The following is a 13,441-nucleotide window of genomic DNA, read 5'->3' on the forward strand; positions in this document are numbered from 1 at the left end:
CCGAACATGACCGCCCGGTGCAGCAAAAATTCCCGGGGGGGAACGGGACCGGCACCTCAGACTATATGAATCGTTCAAACCGGTCTTTTGCGGCCCGGCAGACCGGACAGACCTCTGGCGGCTGTTCACGAGCACAGAGATAGCCGCAGACGCGGCAACGCCATACCGGCAGCGGCAGGGCACCGATGCCGCTCGATGAGATTTCCCTCCGCTCCGGCCCTCCAGGCGGGCGGCGCTCCGGGACGGGCCTGACCGTCCGCTCCCCGGCAACCACGGCGCCAGAAACATACAGGGCACAATAACAGGCGCCATGCTCGGTGAGGTCGGGGTCGCGGTAGTCGCAGGGGCAGATGATATCCAGGTCCCTCTCCCGGTCTCCGGAGGCCAGACGGCACGGGCATGCCCGGTAGCCGTACCGCCCCTCATTCTCGAGCAGGCCGCGGACCAGTGTCGCCACGAACTCCCTGTCCGGGTTGAGGTGATAGCCGCCGGCTTCGGTCTCGGCCTCCAGGCGTTTCTGCTCCGTCTCGATGAGATCGTCGGTGATCTCCGGCATCAGGCAAGCGCCTCCCTGATCTCGTCCTCCTGAAAACCGACGATCACCGTACCGTTGATGACCAGCGTGGGGAACGAGCCGCTCGGGTTGTAACGCTGCATCATCTCGGCGTATACCTGCTCCATCTCATCACGCTCAAGCAGATCGACATACACATAATCGAATGCGACGTCCAGGGACGTGAGGAGGTTCTTTGTCTTGCCGCACCACCCGCAGGTGCTCAGGGCATAGAGCACCACCTCTCCGCGGTCCTGGCCGTCTACATGAACCAGTTCCATTGGATGAGCACGTGGCACTCCCTGTCCATAATGATTTCGGCCGCCTTCCGGGTGCCAGAAGGTTGATGCACCCGAAGGATCATGTGGGTGTATGCTCCTGGAGATATACGGGGTAGCGGCAGAGATATTCAGCCTGGCCGGTGCCATCGTGATCATCTACGGGGGGTTGCGTGCCGCCGTCATGACGGTCCAGAAGGAGGTGCTGAAAAAGGCGATCAGGTATACGCATATCAGGCTGGACTTTACCGGAAAAATTGTATTCGGCCTCGAATTTTTTATTGCAGCCGACATTCTCTCGACACTCATCCAGCCGACTCAGGATGAATTGATACTCCTCGGGAGTGTCGTCGTCATCAGGACAATCCTGGGGTATTTCCTGAGTCGGGAGGCCGTGGACCTGACGCTCGACTGATTCAGGGGGTGAGAATGGCGATCAGGTCCCTGATATCGTCGAGCACATGGTCGGGCCTGCATATCGGGGCACCAGTCTCACTCCGGTCTCCGTAGAGGGCATAGGCCGTCCGCATACCAAGGGCATGGGCCGGTTCGATCTCCCTCCTGATGCTGTCGCCGACGACCATGGCGTCCCCGGGATGGGCAGGAAGGGTGCGCAGCGCATGAAGAAACGAGGCATGATCCGGTTTTCTCCCGCCTGAGATGTCCGGGGTGACGATGCAGGCGAAATGCTCGATGATGCCGGCCTTCGAGAGGCGCGCCCGCGCCTGTGATGAGTGGGCGTCCGTGACCACGGCCAGCGATAGGCCGGCAGAGACCAGGGTTTCAAGGGTCTCGTCCACGCCCGGATAGAGGTGGATCGAGGCGAGTTTTACCTGTTCATAGACCCTGCAGCACGGCATGACACAGGAGCCGTTGGCGCCGATGTCAAGCAGGTACTCGATCACATTGCCGGGGTCCTCGAATCCGACGCCCGGACGACCAAAATAAGAGAAGAGTTCATCGGCGTCGCCTTTTCCCGCATGCTCCACCACCGCCCGGCACGCCTCCCTCTTGGCCGCCACAAAGTCCCAGAGGGTGTTGTCCATGTCAAAGAGCACGGCCTTCACCGCTCGATCCCCAGTGCAAGAAGTTTCCTGCATACCTCGACGTCCCTCGCAAACTCTGTATGCCGGTCCTCGTCAATGAACGTTAGCCTGAAGGCATCCGCCTCGTTGCCCTTGCCGCCGTATTCGCTGAAGACCAGCACCGAATCGATCGAGATCACCCCGAAGACAACTGATAGGGTGGTGATCAGCCTGAACAGCGTCCAGGGAGAGAGGTGGTGCGGCCTGACCCTGAAGGGTGCCCTGAAGAGATAATATTCCACGCCTTCGGCATCGCAGAGATCCGCCATTGCCGCATCGGCCGTCAGGAGAACAGGAAGTTCGGACCGCTCCTCCTCGAAGTGGCGGAGTGCACGGACGATCAGGTCGTCGTTCTCATGCGTCGCATGGGCCGCATGCCCGTCGGTGTCCAGGAGGAGGGCGCGGTCCCGGAGGGCGCGGTATTCGGCCATCGCAAGGTGGGCTGCTTTCCGGGATTTTTTCTTCTTTCTGTTCTCGAACTCCGCGATGATCCCCGCTCCATCCGGTGCGGCCCGGCTGAGATGCCCGATCAGGCGGCCCGAATACTTGTGGTTCAGGGCGAACTCGATCTCCTGCTTGACGATGTCCAGGAGTATCACTTCTTCGGGTCGGACGGCGCCGGTGACCGTGGCAAAACGATGATAGAGGAGGTTGGTGTCCAGCCCGAACCTGACGTCTTTTTTCAGGCCATGGTAGAGTTCCCCCTGCTGGAGGAAGGCGTCGAGGTTCTCGTAAGTCGTGGCGCCGGAAGCGAGGAGACATTCCTCAAAGTCCCCGTATGTCGGCATTTCAAAGCCATATTCGCCGAATATTCCCATTCCGGATGAGAAATCCGCCTCGGTCGCCGGAAACTCAACCCGGTATCCATTGCTGTCGGTATCGACCCTGAGGAGTTCGATGTCGTATATCGGGTAGGAGAGCGTAAATTGTCCTTCAAACAGGTTTGCAAGGATGCACAATTCACTGCTCCGGACCTCTGTCTGCGTCATTCCCATCCCTCCGCCAGATCATGGAGGGCCTGCAGGTGGAGAGGGATCATCGGATAGGGGCGGGCGATCCCCTCCCCTTTCTTCAGGCCGAGATAATAGAGGTGATCGGGCATGATCCCCTCCCGTGCAAGGGCGAAGGATATGGCGGCGATGGTGGCCTTTCTGCCGGCGGTGATCCCGATGCCGATGGTATACCCTTCTGCGATCAGGTCACGGACCAGGGAGAGAACGAGCATCCCGGCGCCCCTGTGGTCGTCGGGGGCCGTTTCATGGATGGTGACCGGGGCATCGATCCCGTAGCGCCCTGATATCAGTTCAAAGCCCATGATGAGCGGCACCGCATCGGCACACAGGGGGTCGGCAAGGATATGGACCTGGCGTGGCCGGAAGGCCGTGCCCTTCAGGACCGCGTGGTAGGTGTTCAGCATGGCCCATCCGGAACGGCCTGCACAGGTGATATACGCCGCCGGCGAGTCATCTCCTCCGGGCATGGCTGGAGGTATTCCCGGCAGGCAAAAAGAGGTTGCGATCAGATCGCCGGGATGACCAGGGGATAGCCCCGGTGGGTCTCGACATCGACCGGCACGCCATAGACCTCGGAGATCACATCGGGCGTCACGATCTCCCGGCCCCCGGCGGCCAGGATCGTCCGGTCCTTGAGGAATACGAACCGGTCTGAGTAGCGCAGAGCGGTGTTCAGGTCGTGCATGGTGATCACGGCGGCGACATTGTGGGAATGGACGGCCTCGCGCACCGTGGACATGATCTCGATCTGGTTTTTCAGGTCCAGGCTGCTGGTCGGTTCGTCGAGGAGGAGCACCTGCGGTTCCTGGACGAGGGCACGCGCAATGCTCACCTTCTGGAGTTCGCCGCCGCTCATCTCGTCGATGAACCGGAGCGAGAGGTCGCCGAGATTGAGTTTCTTGATCGCCGCATCCACGATCCTGAGGTCCTTCTCGTCCACCCTCCACCTGATGTACGGCCTTCGCCCGAGCAGAATGGCATCGAACGCCGTCAGCCGCCCGGTCTCGCACCGCTGCGGCACATAGCCGATCCGTTTTGCGATCTCGATCTGGTCGAGGGAGAGCACGTCCTCCTCACCCACCATCACCGTTCCGGCACGCGGCCGGAGGATGGCGTTCATGCACTTCAGCAGCGTCGTCTTGCCGACGCCGTTCGGCCCCATGATCGAGACCACCTGACCGCGGTCGACGGCAAACGCCACATCCCTGAGGATGGGGATCGATCGGTACTCGAAACCGACCCCGGAAACCTGTATCATCATCTGGTATACCCCCGGATCAGAAGATAGAGAAAGACCGGCGCACCCATGAAGGCCGTCAGGATCGAGACCGGCAGGATATGCGGCGCCAGCATCAGGCGGGCGGCGGTATCCGAGGCGATCAGGAGCACGGCGCCGGCGATGCAGGTGGCCGGGATCAGGAAACGGTGATCGTCGCCCACGATCCTCCGCATGATATGCGGGCAGATCAGCCCGACGAACCCGATCACGCCGAGGAAGGCGACGATCACCGCCGTCAGCAGGGAGGAAACGAGCATGCCGGCGAGGCGGAGCCGTTCAACCCCCACGCCCAGTCCCTTTGCGGTCTCGTCGCCCGCATCGATGGCATTGTAGTTCCAGCTGTTGGCATAGAAGTAGACGGCCCCGAGCAGGGCGACCGCCCCCATGATCCAGATCTCGCTCCAGCTCGCCCGACCGAGGTCGCCGAAGGTCCAGAAGACCATGGCGGCAAGCTGGGTGTCGTCGGCAAAGAACTGCAGGAACATCGTGCCGGCGGTGAAGAGCGAACTGAGGGCGACGCCGGCGAGCACCATCACCTCGGGCGAGGCGCGCCTGATACGCGAGATGCCCAGGATGACAAAGGTCGCCAGCATCGAGAAGACGAAGGCGACCGTCGTGGTGATATAGGGGTTCGATATCGTCACAGCCGTCGCCCCGGTACTCTGCATCGTCCCGGCGCCCAGGACCATCACGGCGAATGCGGCACCAAACGCCGCCGCATTGGCAATGCCGAGGGTCGAGGGAGAACCAAGCGGATTTCTCAGGATCGACTGCATGGCCACGCCGGCAACGGCGAGACCGAGACCGGCGATCACACCGGCAAGCGCCTGCGGCAGCCTGATCTCCCAGATGATCCGGTCATACATGGCGGGAGCGGAGGCAGCGAGGGCGGGAAGACCCAGACGTTCCAGCATTCCCGAGACCAGGACCGAGACCACGTCGGCGGGCGGGATGCCGACGGCGCCCACGGCGATGGAGTAGATGAAGACCAGGAGGAGGAGGACGAAACCGCCGCAGATCACTGCAACCTTCCGTCCGGTATACCGGAGATATTCTTCGGGTATTTCACCGTGTGCCAGGTGCATAGTTACTCCGTGCTGAGTCTCGTTTACTGGAGGGAGAGGCGGGTGAAGGCCATGCCCCCGAATTCGCTGTTCATCTCAGAGAAGACCGGTTCTTCGACCAGGAACGAGTAGATCTCGTCCGCCTTCACTGCCGGGTCCACGTCGGAGAAGCGGTCCGGGTAGAGGGTCTTGCCGATGAAATAGGCATCGGCCAGAATGGATCCCTGGTTCTGGCTGTACCAGCTGTAGGGAAGAACGCCATACACTTCGCCGCTCTCTCTGACCGAGAGGCCTGCATATGCGGGATCGTTTTTGAGTTCGTCGATGGCGTTCGAACCGTCGGTGAGCTGCAGGGTGGCGAGATCGATGAAGACCACGTCAGGGTCCCATTCCAGGATCTTTTCCTTTGCGACCGGGGTGGCCCCGGTGATCTGCCCGTCCACTCCCTTCGATGCGTCATATGCGACGTTTTCCGTATTGATGAACAGGAACGGCGGATAGGCGGCTTCGGTGGACTGAAGGCCGTGCGCACCCTTGTAGGCGATGCCGCCCACATACACGGCGGTGGTGCCGTCGGCGGCGTCGGATGTGCGGTTGTCGAGGTCGGCGATGGCCGCATCGAAGAACGCGATCACCTCGTCGGCGCGTTCATCGCGCCCGAGCACCGCGCCCATCGTCCTGAGCGAGGTGTAGAAATCGTCCCGGTGAAGGCCGATATCGCCGTAATTGAGTGTTACGACCGGGATGCCGGTTTTTTCCTGCAGTTCAACCGGATTATAGCCCATCTCAGGATAGGTCTTGAAGATCACATCGGGCTGGAGGGCGAGGATCTTCTCCGGGTCGTCCAGTCCCCTGTACTCGCCGATGAGGGGATAGTCCCTGAACTGCGGGTTGGCCATGAAATAGGGGCGTGCGTCCATCGGTTCAACGCGATGCTCGATGTCGTCCACGCCGACGATCAGGTCCTCAGCCCCGAGATAGGTGAGATAGCGCAGACATCCCGACCCCGAACAGACGACGCTGTCGATCTCTGCCGGCACCTCCACCGATCGCCCCATGGCATCGGTGATGGTGACGGTCGGGGATGCCCCGTCGGTAACAGTCGTCGAACCTCCGGTGCAGCCCGAGATCAGGATACATCCCGCAAGCAGGCAGGCACAGATAATCCCGCAATATAAATTCCTGTTCATGCGACATCACGTATGGCTATAGTCAATTCTGTTGCGTTCTCCACATTTAATATTACCCATTCGAAATTTCGTATGATCATGAAATACCATGTCGCCATCGAGTGGGAAGAAAAAAATACAAAATGAGAATTGGTGTTACAGGGGTTCAGATCCGCTCGATGGCAACAACCCTCACAGGGGTCCCCCATTGCTGGATGGTGGCGACATCTGCCTTTTCAAGGGAATATCTGACCCGGAGCCCGTCCTGCTGGAATGCAGGGTCCAGGTCCAGGGGCAGGTAGTCCGCACCATCGTCGCCGACAATCCCGTAAAATCCTCCCTCAAGGTCGATATATCGGACCGTGCCGGTACCGCTGATCGTCGTCCCTTCATCGGTTGTTACGCACCCAACGGCCAGAACCGCCCCGATGATAATGAGAATCCATCGGATCGGATATTGACCCCTCATGACGCCATGCATGCTTCCGGCATTGGGGGCTTGTGCCATAGAGATTGCGATCGGTTCTAAAAATTTCGTCCATATCAACGGGTGGAGGGGTACCGGCGCAGTATTATATGCCGCACCGCCGAGATGGGGACACATGCCTGCCGCATGGCGGGAGCGGTGATGCCGATGATGATTGAGAGGATTGTATCAGAGGGACTGTCGCACAACTCATACCTGATCGGTGACGGCAGCGCTGCGGCGGTGATCGACCCGCGGCGGGATATCGGGATCTATTGTGAGATCGCAGAAAAAAATGGGTTGACCATCACCCACATCTTCGAGACGCACAGAAATGAGGACTACTGTGTGGGTTCGATCGACCTGTCCCGCAGGACGGGGGCCTGGATCTTTCATGGGGCGCACCTCCCGTTTGCCTATGGCAATCCGGCCTATGACGGCGACGAATTCGCCATCGGATCGCTCAGGATAGGGGTAAAGGAGACACCAGGCCACACCGACGAGAGCATCTCGCTCGTGGTGATCGATTCGGCCGTTTCGTCCGAACCCCTCTGTGTCTTCACCGGGGATGCGTTGTTTGCCGGGGATGTCGGGAGGACCGACTTTTTCAAGGACAGGCTCGAAGAGATGGCGGGCAAACTCTACGATTCCATTGTAACGAAGATCCTGCCCCTCGGCGACGGCGTGATTGTCTATCCCGCACACGGCGCCGGTTCGGTCTGCGGCGGCGATATCAGCGATCATCCGTTCACGACAGTCGGGTACGAGAGAAAGACAAACCCTCTGCTCCAGAACGGAAGGGATGAGTTTGTCGGGCGGAAAATCGCAGAGCACCATTATATCCCCCCCTATTTCAGGATGATGGAGCACTACAACCAGAACGGTGCGCCCTCACTCTCAGAACGGCGGTGCATGGACGCCCTCTCCCCGGAACAGGTCAATGGTGTCATATCGGCAGGGGCGCTGGCCATCGATCTCAGGGGGCCGGCAGGATTTGCAGGCGGGCATATTCCCGGGAGTCTGAACATCTGGAAAAATGGGCTGTCGGCGTTTCTTGGCTACTTCGCCGCATATGACCGGCCAATCCTGTTCATCGACGACTTCAATGAAAATCTGCCGTCGGCGGAGGTCCAGGCCCTCAGGCTTGGTTACGACAGTGTGGCGGGTTACCTGCACGGCGGGATCGGGTCATGGTACCGGGCTGGCGGTGCGGTCGGGCGGTGCGGCACCTGTTCGGTCACGGACGTGGACCCAGGCGACCCGGAGCAGTTCATTCTGGACGTGAGGGACATCAACAACCGCCGCTCGATGGGCGCCATTCCGGGCTCCCATCATGTATATACGGGCCATATTGAGATGCACCTCGCCGAGATCCCGGCCGATCGCCCGGTCCTGGTCTACTGCGACGCCGGGTTCAAGGGGAGTCTTGCCGCCTCGGTGCTGCTCAGACACGGCTACAGCGACGTCACCAACCTGCTCGGCGGAATGGCCGCCTGGAAACAGGCGGGTCTCCCGGTCGAGGACGGTGCCGCCTGATCAGGACTCTCTCCCGGCGCATTGCCCCAGGAGACGGAGGAGATCTGCAGGATCGCTCACCGGCAGTTCACAGGCGCTGCCATGGCAGAGGCAGGCGGAACCCCCCTTCGCCGGCACCTCGATTGCCGCCGTATGGGGTGCGAGCGTATCGAGGCGTCCGGCGCTCTCCGGGGATTTGAGCAGGACCGTTGCGCCGGGAAGATAGAGCGACCGGAATGCGGCGATCAGGTCTTCTGTCACCCTATCTCCGGACCGTCCGGCCACGACCAGGTCGCAGGTGGGGTGGCGCTCCTCCAGCAGGGCGGTCATCAACCAGGCATATGCCGAGGGGTGCTCCCCGGCCTCGTCGGAAAACACACGGAGTGCCTCGTGCGCCGCCTGCCGGTAGCGCACCGACCCGGTCAGTCTGGCCAGGATCAGCAGGGCGTGGACCGCAACCGAATTTGCCGAGGGCATCGCCCCGTCATAGAGGTCTTTTTCCCTGAGGATCAACTCCTCTCCGTCGGCCGCAACGGTATAGAACCCCCCGCCCTGTGGATCGGCGAACCGTTCAAGGATTTCGTCGGCATACCTGACGGCGTTCTGGAGATGGTCGGGATTGAAGTCGGTCTGGTAGAGTTCGGCGAGCGCCCAGACAAGGGCGGCATGGTCGGCGAGCATGCCGTTGATGGCGGCCTCGCCGTCCGCATACCGGTGGAGCAGACGCCCGTCGCCGTGGCGGAGAGAGGAGAGGATGAATCGGACCGCCCGGTTCGCCGCCTCAGAATACTCGTCTTTCGAAAAGATCCGCGCCGCACGGGCGAGGGCGACGACCATCAGGGCGTTCCAGTCCAGAAGCACCTTCTCGTCACGGTGCGGGCGCACCCGGTTTTCCCGCACAGAAAAGAGTTTCTGTCGTGTCGCCTCCAGCCGCTCCGCGATGTCCCCCCCTTCAGGGGTCGTGCCGGAGCGGAAGGGAATGTTCGCACCGGCACGGGGTTCGTCTCTCCCGCCGCCTGACAGCGAATACGCCATCGCATAGAGATCACCCTCCTCTGTTCCGGCGATTGTTCTGACCTCGTCGGCATCCCAGAGATAGAACCGCCCCTCGATACCCTCGCTCTCCGCATCCTCTGCCGTATAAAAGGCACCGTCCGGCGAGGCGAGATCCCTGAGCACATATTCGATGATCTCTTCAGCACAGCGGCGGTAGAGGTGATCGCCGGTGGCGGCATGGGCCTCTGTATAGGCGCAGGCGAGCAGGGCCTGGTCATAGAGCATCTTCTCGAAATGCGGGGTGCGCCATTCGCGGTCGGTTGCATAGCGGTGAACGCCATAGCCGACCTGGTCAAAGATGCCGCCGGTGCGGATCCGGCGGAGCGTCTGTTCGGCCATCTCGAGGGCGCCTGCATCTCCGGTCAGCCCGTGGTACCTGAGAAGAAACAGTAGCATATGGGGGGACGGGAACTTCGGCGTACGGTCGAAACCGCCGTATTCGGGATCATAACGCCGTTCCATCTCAGAGAGGGTGCGGCGGATCAGCACCTCTTCGTCGGCTGGAGCGCCTCCCCCGGCCGAAACGGATCGGAGCCGATTGGTGATATCACGGGCGGTTGCTGTCAATTCTTCCTTCTGCGACGCCCAGAGGTCCCCCACCTCGGGGATCACCTGGAGCAGCCCCTTCATTCCGAACCCGCTCCTTTTCGGAACATAGGTTGCGGCAAAAAAGGGGTGGTGATCAGGGGTCATGATGATCGTGAGGGGCCATCCCCCGCTGCCGGTGAGGGCCAGGCAGATCCGCATATAGACGGCATCGATATCAGGCCGCTCCTCCCGGTCCACCTTGACCGGAACAAAGGTCCGGTTGATGAGTGCCGCCACCTCCGGGTCTTCGAACGATTCTCGGGCCATGACATGACACCAGTGGCAGGTGGAGTAGCCAATCGAGAGAAATATCGGTTTGTTCTCGCGTCGCGCCCGCTCGAACGCCTCTTCGCCCCAGGGATACCAGTCCACCGGATTGTGGGCGTGCTGCAGCAGATACGGGCTTTTTTCATGGATGAGGCGGTTTGTCGTCCCCCCCTTCGATCCTGCACCGCTCATGGTCATCAGGCTATCAGCACCGCCGCGCCATATCAATCTGTGGGCCGAACCGGTTCGTCCTTGTTTTCCTCTCCTTCTACACTACCGGCATCTCTTTATCGCCCATAGACCACATAGGTCTCGCCGTACTGGACCACGTGGCCGTGGATCGCATCGAGAAGGTCTTTTTTCGAGGACCCGGCGGGCAGGTCGAGTGCGGTGTCCAGCCCATAGACCCTGAAATCGTAACGGTGCTCCTCACCATGGGGCGGGCACGGCCCACTGTAGCCGACTCTCCCGAAGGAATTGGTGCCCTGCCGTGCGCTGAAGGGAAAGGCGATCTCCGGGTCCTTCGGGATCGATTCCGGTATGATCCGGACGGGTTCGATGTTCCATATCAGCCAGTGGGTGAAGTCTCCGCCGCCAGGGGCGTCGGGGTCGTTGACGATCACTGCAAGGCTTTCTGTCACCGCGGGATCGACCCCGCCGAGGGTGATGGCAGGCGAGCGGTCCGCTCCGTCGCAGGTATAGTCGTACGGGAGTTTCAGGACGGCGATCTCCACTGAGATTTTCGAGGTCATATGCCCCCCTCCGGAGGGAGAGGTTATCAAAGTTTTGCGGGTCACTCCAGCAAGGCTGATGCCCCTCCACGACAGAATAGATCAGGAAAGGAAAGGAAGTGCCGTGAAGCCCCTCATTCACCTCCAGGAGCGTGCATACTGCCGGAGTGTGCTTGCCATCCTGAGCATTGCCGTAGCGCTGGTGATGTTCACCGAGGCGATGCTGACGCCCGCCCTCCCCCTCATCCAGGTGGAATTCGCCACACCCGCGGTCTGGAATGCCTGGATACTCGCGATGGTGCTGCTGGTCGGTGCCATTATCACGCCGATCATCGGGACATGCGGGGATATCTATGGCAAAAAACGGGTGCTGACGGTCTGCATGATCATCTATATCCTCGGCATCGTCGGCGGCGGATGGGCCCCGTCTCTCCCTGCCCTCCTGCTGTTCAGGGCCATGCAGGGCTTTGGCATGGGAATATTCCCGCTCGGATATGCCCTGATCAGGGAACAGTTCCCTGAAGATCGGGTCGCCGTCTCGATCGGGACCATCGCCGCCATGTTCGGGGCGGGGACCCTGCTTGGCATATTTGCAGGGTCCTGGATCGTCGAGCACTGGGGGTGGAGGATGACCTTCCAGAGCGTGATGCCGGCGGTTATCGTATTGATCCTGCTGATTGCGCTGGTCGTCGTCCCATCACCGCGCAGAGCGGCGTCTCTCGACCTGCCGGGGATGGCGGCGTTCACCGCAACCCTGTTGGCGCTGGTGCTGATGCTCACCCTCGGCGGTCAGATGGGGTGGACCGACCCAATCGTGATCCTGCTCGCCCTCATGGTGCCGGTCTGTGCGCTGGTCCTCAGGGAGGTCGAACGACGGGCGGCGCAGCCCATGCTCAACCTCTCGATGGTGCGGAGGCGGTCGGTGTTCATCGCCCTGGCCCTCGGGATCATCATCGTCATGGCCACCTTCATGGTCATCCAGACCATGCCCTTCCTGATCGAGAGCCCGACCGGGCTCGGGCTTTCGAGTGTTGCAGTCGGCCTCATCCTGATACCGGGGTCATTCGCCGACATGATCGCCGGTCCGCTCGCGGGTATTCTGGCGGCCCGAAAGGGGATCAGGATAACGATGATAATCGGGTCGGCGGTCCTGCTCGCAGGCGCGGTCGGGTATGTCCTGGCCGGACGTTCGGTCCCCGGCCTTATTCTTGCAGGGATCCTCTTCAATGCCGGAATGTCGGCAACCCTCACCGGAAACACGATCATCATCGTTCGGGAGGCGGTCGCCGCCGAGACCGCCACCTGGACCGCCGTCTATCATACCGCCCAGAACATGGGGGGGATGAGCGGACCGGTGATCGCCGGTGCGATCCTGGGCATGCACTCTGTGGAGGTGCCCGGGTGGGACGTCCCGCTCCCCGCGGCCGAAGGCTTTCTCCAGATCTTTCAGGCGGTGCTCCTGCTCTCCCTCCTCTCCCTGCTGATCGCCCTCTGCCTGAGGTCGGACAGGGGCGCCCCCACCTGATTGACAATTGGGTGGAGTGATAGAGACGGCCCCTCCGGATATGCCGGGGTCGCCCGGTGCTCTGGAAAACATGACCGCCCGTGGAAGGAGCGCCCCATATCCGGTACGGTCTGCCCTATGACAGCATCAGGCCTGAAACGAAAATTCGACCCCGAACGCAGTCGGACCGGTAAAAAAAGGGTGGGACCCTGCCCGACCACACCGGCAGGGTGTTACCAGACCTCGGGAAACGCCATCCCGGTATAGAGATCTTCCAGCCGCGCCTTGTGACCCCGCTCCATATTCGCCAGTTCGGTGAACACTTTTTTCTGGTCGGCGTCCATGCTGAGATCCGCGAACTGCTCGTACATCTCCATGGCGTCCTCCTCGCGCTTGATGGCCATTTCAATCCCCTCGATGGGTTTCATGTCCACCGTCGGATTTGGGCGCTCGATGGTCTGTGAGATCTTGTAGTCCCGTGACTCATCGAACCGCAGCGCCTCCGCACCGCCCGAGAGGTAGCCCTCCAGGATCTGTCTGTGCTCCTTCTCCTCATCCGCGAGTTCGGAAAAAATCTTCTTGAGGTTCTCGTCCTTCACCTTCTCATAGACCGACCGATAAAAGACAAAGGCCTCGACCTCCTTGTCGATCGCCTGCGCAATTATCTTCCTGTACTCTTCCATCTTCATCTGCTGTTCCCCCCGTTCGGGAATGGGAATAGTATCATCCTCTATAAATATATGCGGCGAGTGTGACCACCTCAAAGTATTTCTCAGGAGGGCCCCCCCGATCTACGGTGAAAGCAGAGAAACAGCCCTTTCACGAGGAGCATGCCACCCGGATCCGGAGGTTCCAGGAGGTTTTTGCGGATTC

General features: G+C 60.9%; 15 protein-coding genes. 3 read left to right on the top strand and 12 right to left on the bottom strand.

Annotation, left to right across the window (positions count from 1 at the left end; all coding sequences use genetic code 11):
* Positions 1-61 precede the first annotated feature (61 nt).
* Together CUJ86_RS08130 and CUJ86_RS08135 are read right to left on the bottom strand one after the other, a co-directional pair.
* Entirely contained in the window at positions 62-556 is a 495-nt protein-coding gene (locus CUJ86_RS08130; RefSeq protein WP_130647072.1) for a ferredoxin-thioredoxin reductase catalytic domain-containing protein, read from the bottom strand.
* Positions 556-834: a glutaredoxin family protein gene (locus CUJ86_RS08135; protein ID WP_130647073.1), complete on the bottom strand. Its 279-nt coding sequence runs from the start codon at positions 832-834 to the stop codon at positions 556-558. Before CUJ86_RS08135 ends, CUJ86_RS08130 begins: the two co-directional genes overlap by 1 nt.
* A 91-nt stretch (positions 835-925) precedes the next feature.
* On the opposite strand from CUJ86_RS08135, the gene CUJ86_RS08140 reads away from it, so the two are divergent.
* Positions 926-1,246 carry a DUF1622 domain-containing protein gene (locus CUJ86_RS08140; RefSeq protein WP_130647074.1) on the top strand — a complete coding sequence of 107 codons (321 nt, stop codon included), beginning with the start codon at positions 926-928 and terminating at the stop codon, positions 1,244-1,246.
* Position 1,247: 1 nt separating this feature from the next.
* Here CUJ86_RS08140 and CUJ86_RS08145 read toward each other — a convergent pair whose 3' ends face one another.
* The 7 genes from CUJ86_RS08145 to CUJ86_RS08175 form a co-directional block, all read right to left on the bottom strand.
* Positions 1,248-1,898 carry an HAD family hydrolase gene (locus CUJ86_RS08145; protein WP_165394837.1) on the bottom strand — a complete coding sequence of 217 codons (651 nt, stop codon included), beginning with the start codon at positions 1,896-1,898 and terminating at the stop codon, positions 1,248-1,250.
* A complete protein-coding gene (locus tag CUJ86_RS08150; RefSeq protein ID WP_130647076.1) occupies positions 1,895-2,905 on the bottom strand; it encodes a PIN domain-containing protein in 1,011 nt (336 codons plus the stop codon). The genes CUJ86_RS08145 and CUJ86_RS08150 overlap by 4 nt, the downstream gene beginning before the upstream one ends.
* Positions 2,902-3,396, bottom strand: coding sequence for a hypothetical protein (locus tag CUJ86_RS08155; protein ID WP_130647077.1), 495 nt, complete (start codon positions 3,394-3,396; stop codon positions 2,902-2,904). Before CUJ86_RS08155 ends, CUJ86_RS08150 begins: the two co-directional genes overlap by 4 nt.
* Positions 3,397-3,434: 38 nt before the next feature.
* Complete coding sequence (locus CUJ86_RS08160; RefSeq protein WP_130647078.1) at positions 3,435-4,190, bottom strand: ABC transporter ATP-binding protein; 756 nt, start codon at positions 4,188-4,190, stop codon at positions 3,435-3,437.
* On the bottom strand, positions 4,187-5,293 hold the full coding sequence (locus tag CUJ86_RS08165) for a FecCD family ABC transporter permease (RefSeq protein WP_130647079.1): 1,107 nt from the start codon (positions 5,291-5,293) through the stop codon (positions 4,187-4,189). Before CUJ86_RS08165 ends, CUJ86_RS08160 begins: the two co-directional genes overlap by 4 nt.
* A 23-nt stretch (positions 5,294-5,316) precedes the next feature.
* On the bottom strand, positions 5,317-6,462 hold the full coding sequence (locus CUJ86_RS08170; RefSeq protein ID WP_130647080.1) for an iron ABC transporter substrate-binding protein: 1,146 nt from the start codon (positions 6,460-6,462) through the stop codon (positions 5,317-5,319).
* A 145-nt stretch (positions 6,463-6,607) separates the two neighbouring features.
* A complete protein-coding gene (locus CUJ86_RS08175; protein ID WP_130647081.1) occupies positions 6,608-6,949 on the bottom strand; it encodes a hypothetical protein in 342 nt (113 codons plus the stop codon).
* A gap of 84 nt (positions 6,950-7,033) precedes the next feature.
* Between CUJ86_RS08175 and CUJ86_RS08180 the strand changes: the two genes are divergently transcribed.
* Positions 7,034-8,443, top strand: a complete 1,410-nt coding sequence (locus CUJ86_RS08180; protein WP_235855622.1) for an MBL fold metallo-hydrolase — start codon at positions 7,034-7,036, stop codon at positions 8,441-8,443.
* Here the strand turns inward: CUJ86_RS08180 and CUJ86_RS08185 are convergent, their stop codons facing one another.
* Both CUJ86_RS08185 and CUJ86_RS08190 read right to left on the bottom strand, forming a co-directional pair.
* The gene (locus tag CUJ86_RS08185; RefSeq protein WP_207231397.1) at positions 8,444-10,531 is read right to left on the bottom strand and encodes a thioredoxin domain-containing protein; all 2,088 of its coding nucleotides are present in this window, start codon (positions 10,529-10,531) and stop codon (positions 8,444-8,446) included. It lies immediately after the preceding gene.
* An 89-nt stretch (positions 10,532-10,620) separates the two neighbouring features.
* A complete protein-coding gene (locus tag CUJ86_RS08190) occupies positions 10,621-11,085 on the bottom strand; it encodes a YbhB/YbcL family Raf kinase inhibitor-like protein (protein WP_130647082.1) in 465 nt (154 codons plus the stop codon).
* Positions 11,086-11,188: 103 nt separating this feature from the next.
* Between CUJ86_RS08190 and CUJ86_RS08195 the strand changes: the two genes are divergently transcribed.
* The gene (locus tag CUJ86_RS08195; RefSeq protein WP_165394838.1) at positions 11,189-12,589 is read left to right on the top strand and encodes an MFS transporter; all 1,401 of its coding nucleotides are present in this window, start codon (positions 11,189-11,191) and stop codon (positions 12,587-12,589) included.
* Positions 12,590-12,801: 212 nt separating this feature from the next.
* On the opposite strand, the gene CUJ86_RS08205 is transcribed toward CUJ86_RS08195, so the two are convergent.
* Positions 12,802-13,257 carry a ferritin-like domain-containing protein gene (locus tag CUJ86_RS08205; protein ID WP_130647085.1) on the bottom strand — a complete coding sequence of 152 codons (456 nt, stop codon included), beginning with the start codon at positions 13,255-13,257 and terminating at the stop codon, positions 12,802-12,804.
* Positions 13,258-13,441 lie beyond the last annotated feature (184 nt).

Origin of the sequence: Methanofollis fontis, from assembly GCF_004297185.1 — an archaeon.
GTDB lineage: Archaea > Halobacteriota > Methanomicrobia > Methanomicrobiales > Methanofollaceae > Methanofollis > Methanofollis fontis.

Coding starts and splice junctions, on each gene's coding strand:
- CUJ86_RS08130 (WP_130647072.1), bottom strand. CDS start 556: ATGCCGGAGATCACCGACGATCTCATCGAGACGGAGCAGAAACGCCTG.
- CUJ86_RS08135 (WP_130647073.1), bottom strand. CDS start 834: ATGGAACTGGTTCATGTAGACGGCCAGGACCGCGGAGAGGTGGTGCTC.
- CUJ86_RS08140 (WP_130647074.1), top strand. CDS start 926: ATGCTCCTGGAGATATACGGGGTAGCGGCAGAGATATTCAGCCTGGCC.
- CUJ86_RS08150 (WP_130647076.1), bottom strand. CDS start 2,905: ATGACGCAGACAGAGGTCCGGAGCAGTGAATTGTGCATCCTTGCAAAC.
- CUJ86_RS08155 (WP_130647077.1), bottom strand. CDS start 3,396: ATGCCCGGAGGAGATGACTCGCCGGCGGCGTATATCACCTGTGCAGGC.
- CUJ86_RS08160 (WP_130647078.1), bottom strand. CDS start 4,190: ATGATGATACAGGTTTCCGGGGTCGGTTTCGAGTACCGATCGATCCCC.
- CUJ86_RS08165 (WP_130647079.1), bottom strand. CDS start 5,293: ATGCACCTGGCACACGGTGAAATACCCGAAGAATATCTCCGGTATACC.
- CUJ86_RS08170 (WP_130647080.1), bottom strand. CDS start 6,462: ATGAACAGGAATTTATATTGCGGGATTATCTGTGCCTGCCTGCTTGCG.
- CUJ86_RS08175 (WP_130647081.1), bottom strand. CDS start 6,949: ATGGCACAAGCCCCCAATGCCGGAAGCATGCATGGCGTCATGAGGGGT.
- CUJ86_RS08180 (WP_235855622.1), top strand. CDS start 7,034: ATGGGGACACATGCCTGCCGCATGGCGGGAGCGGTGATGCCGATGATG.
- CUJ86_RS08185 (WP_207231397.1), bottom strand. CDS start 10,531: ATGACCATGAGCGGTGCAGGATCGAAGGGGGGGACGACAAACCGCCTC.
- CUJ86_RS08190 (WP_130647082.1), bottom strand. CDS start 11,085: ATGACCTCGAAAATCTCAGTGGAGATCGCCGTCCTGAAACTCCCGTAC.
- CUJ86_RS08205 (WP_130647085.1), bottom strand. CDS start 13,257: ATGAAGATGGAAGAGTACAGGAAGATAATTGCGCAGGCGATCGACAAG.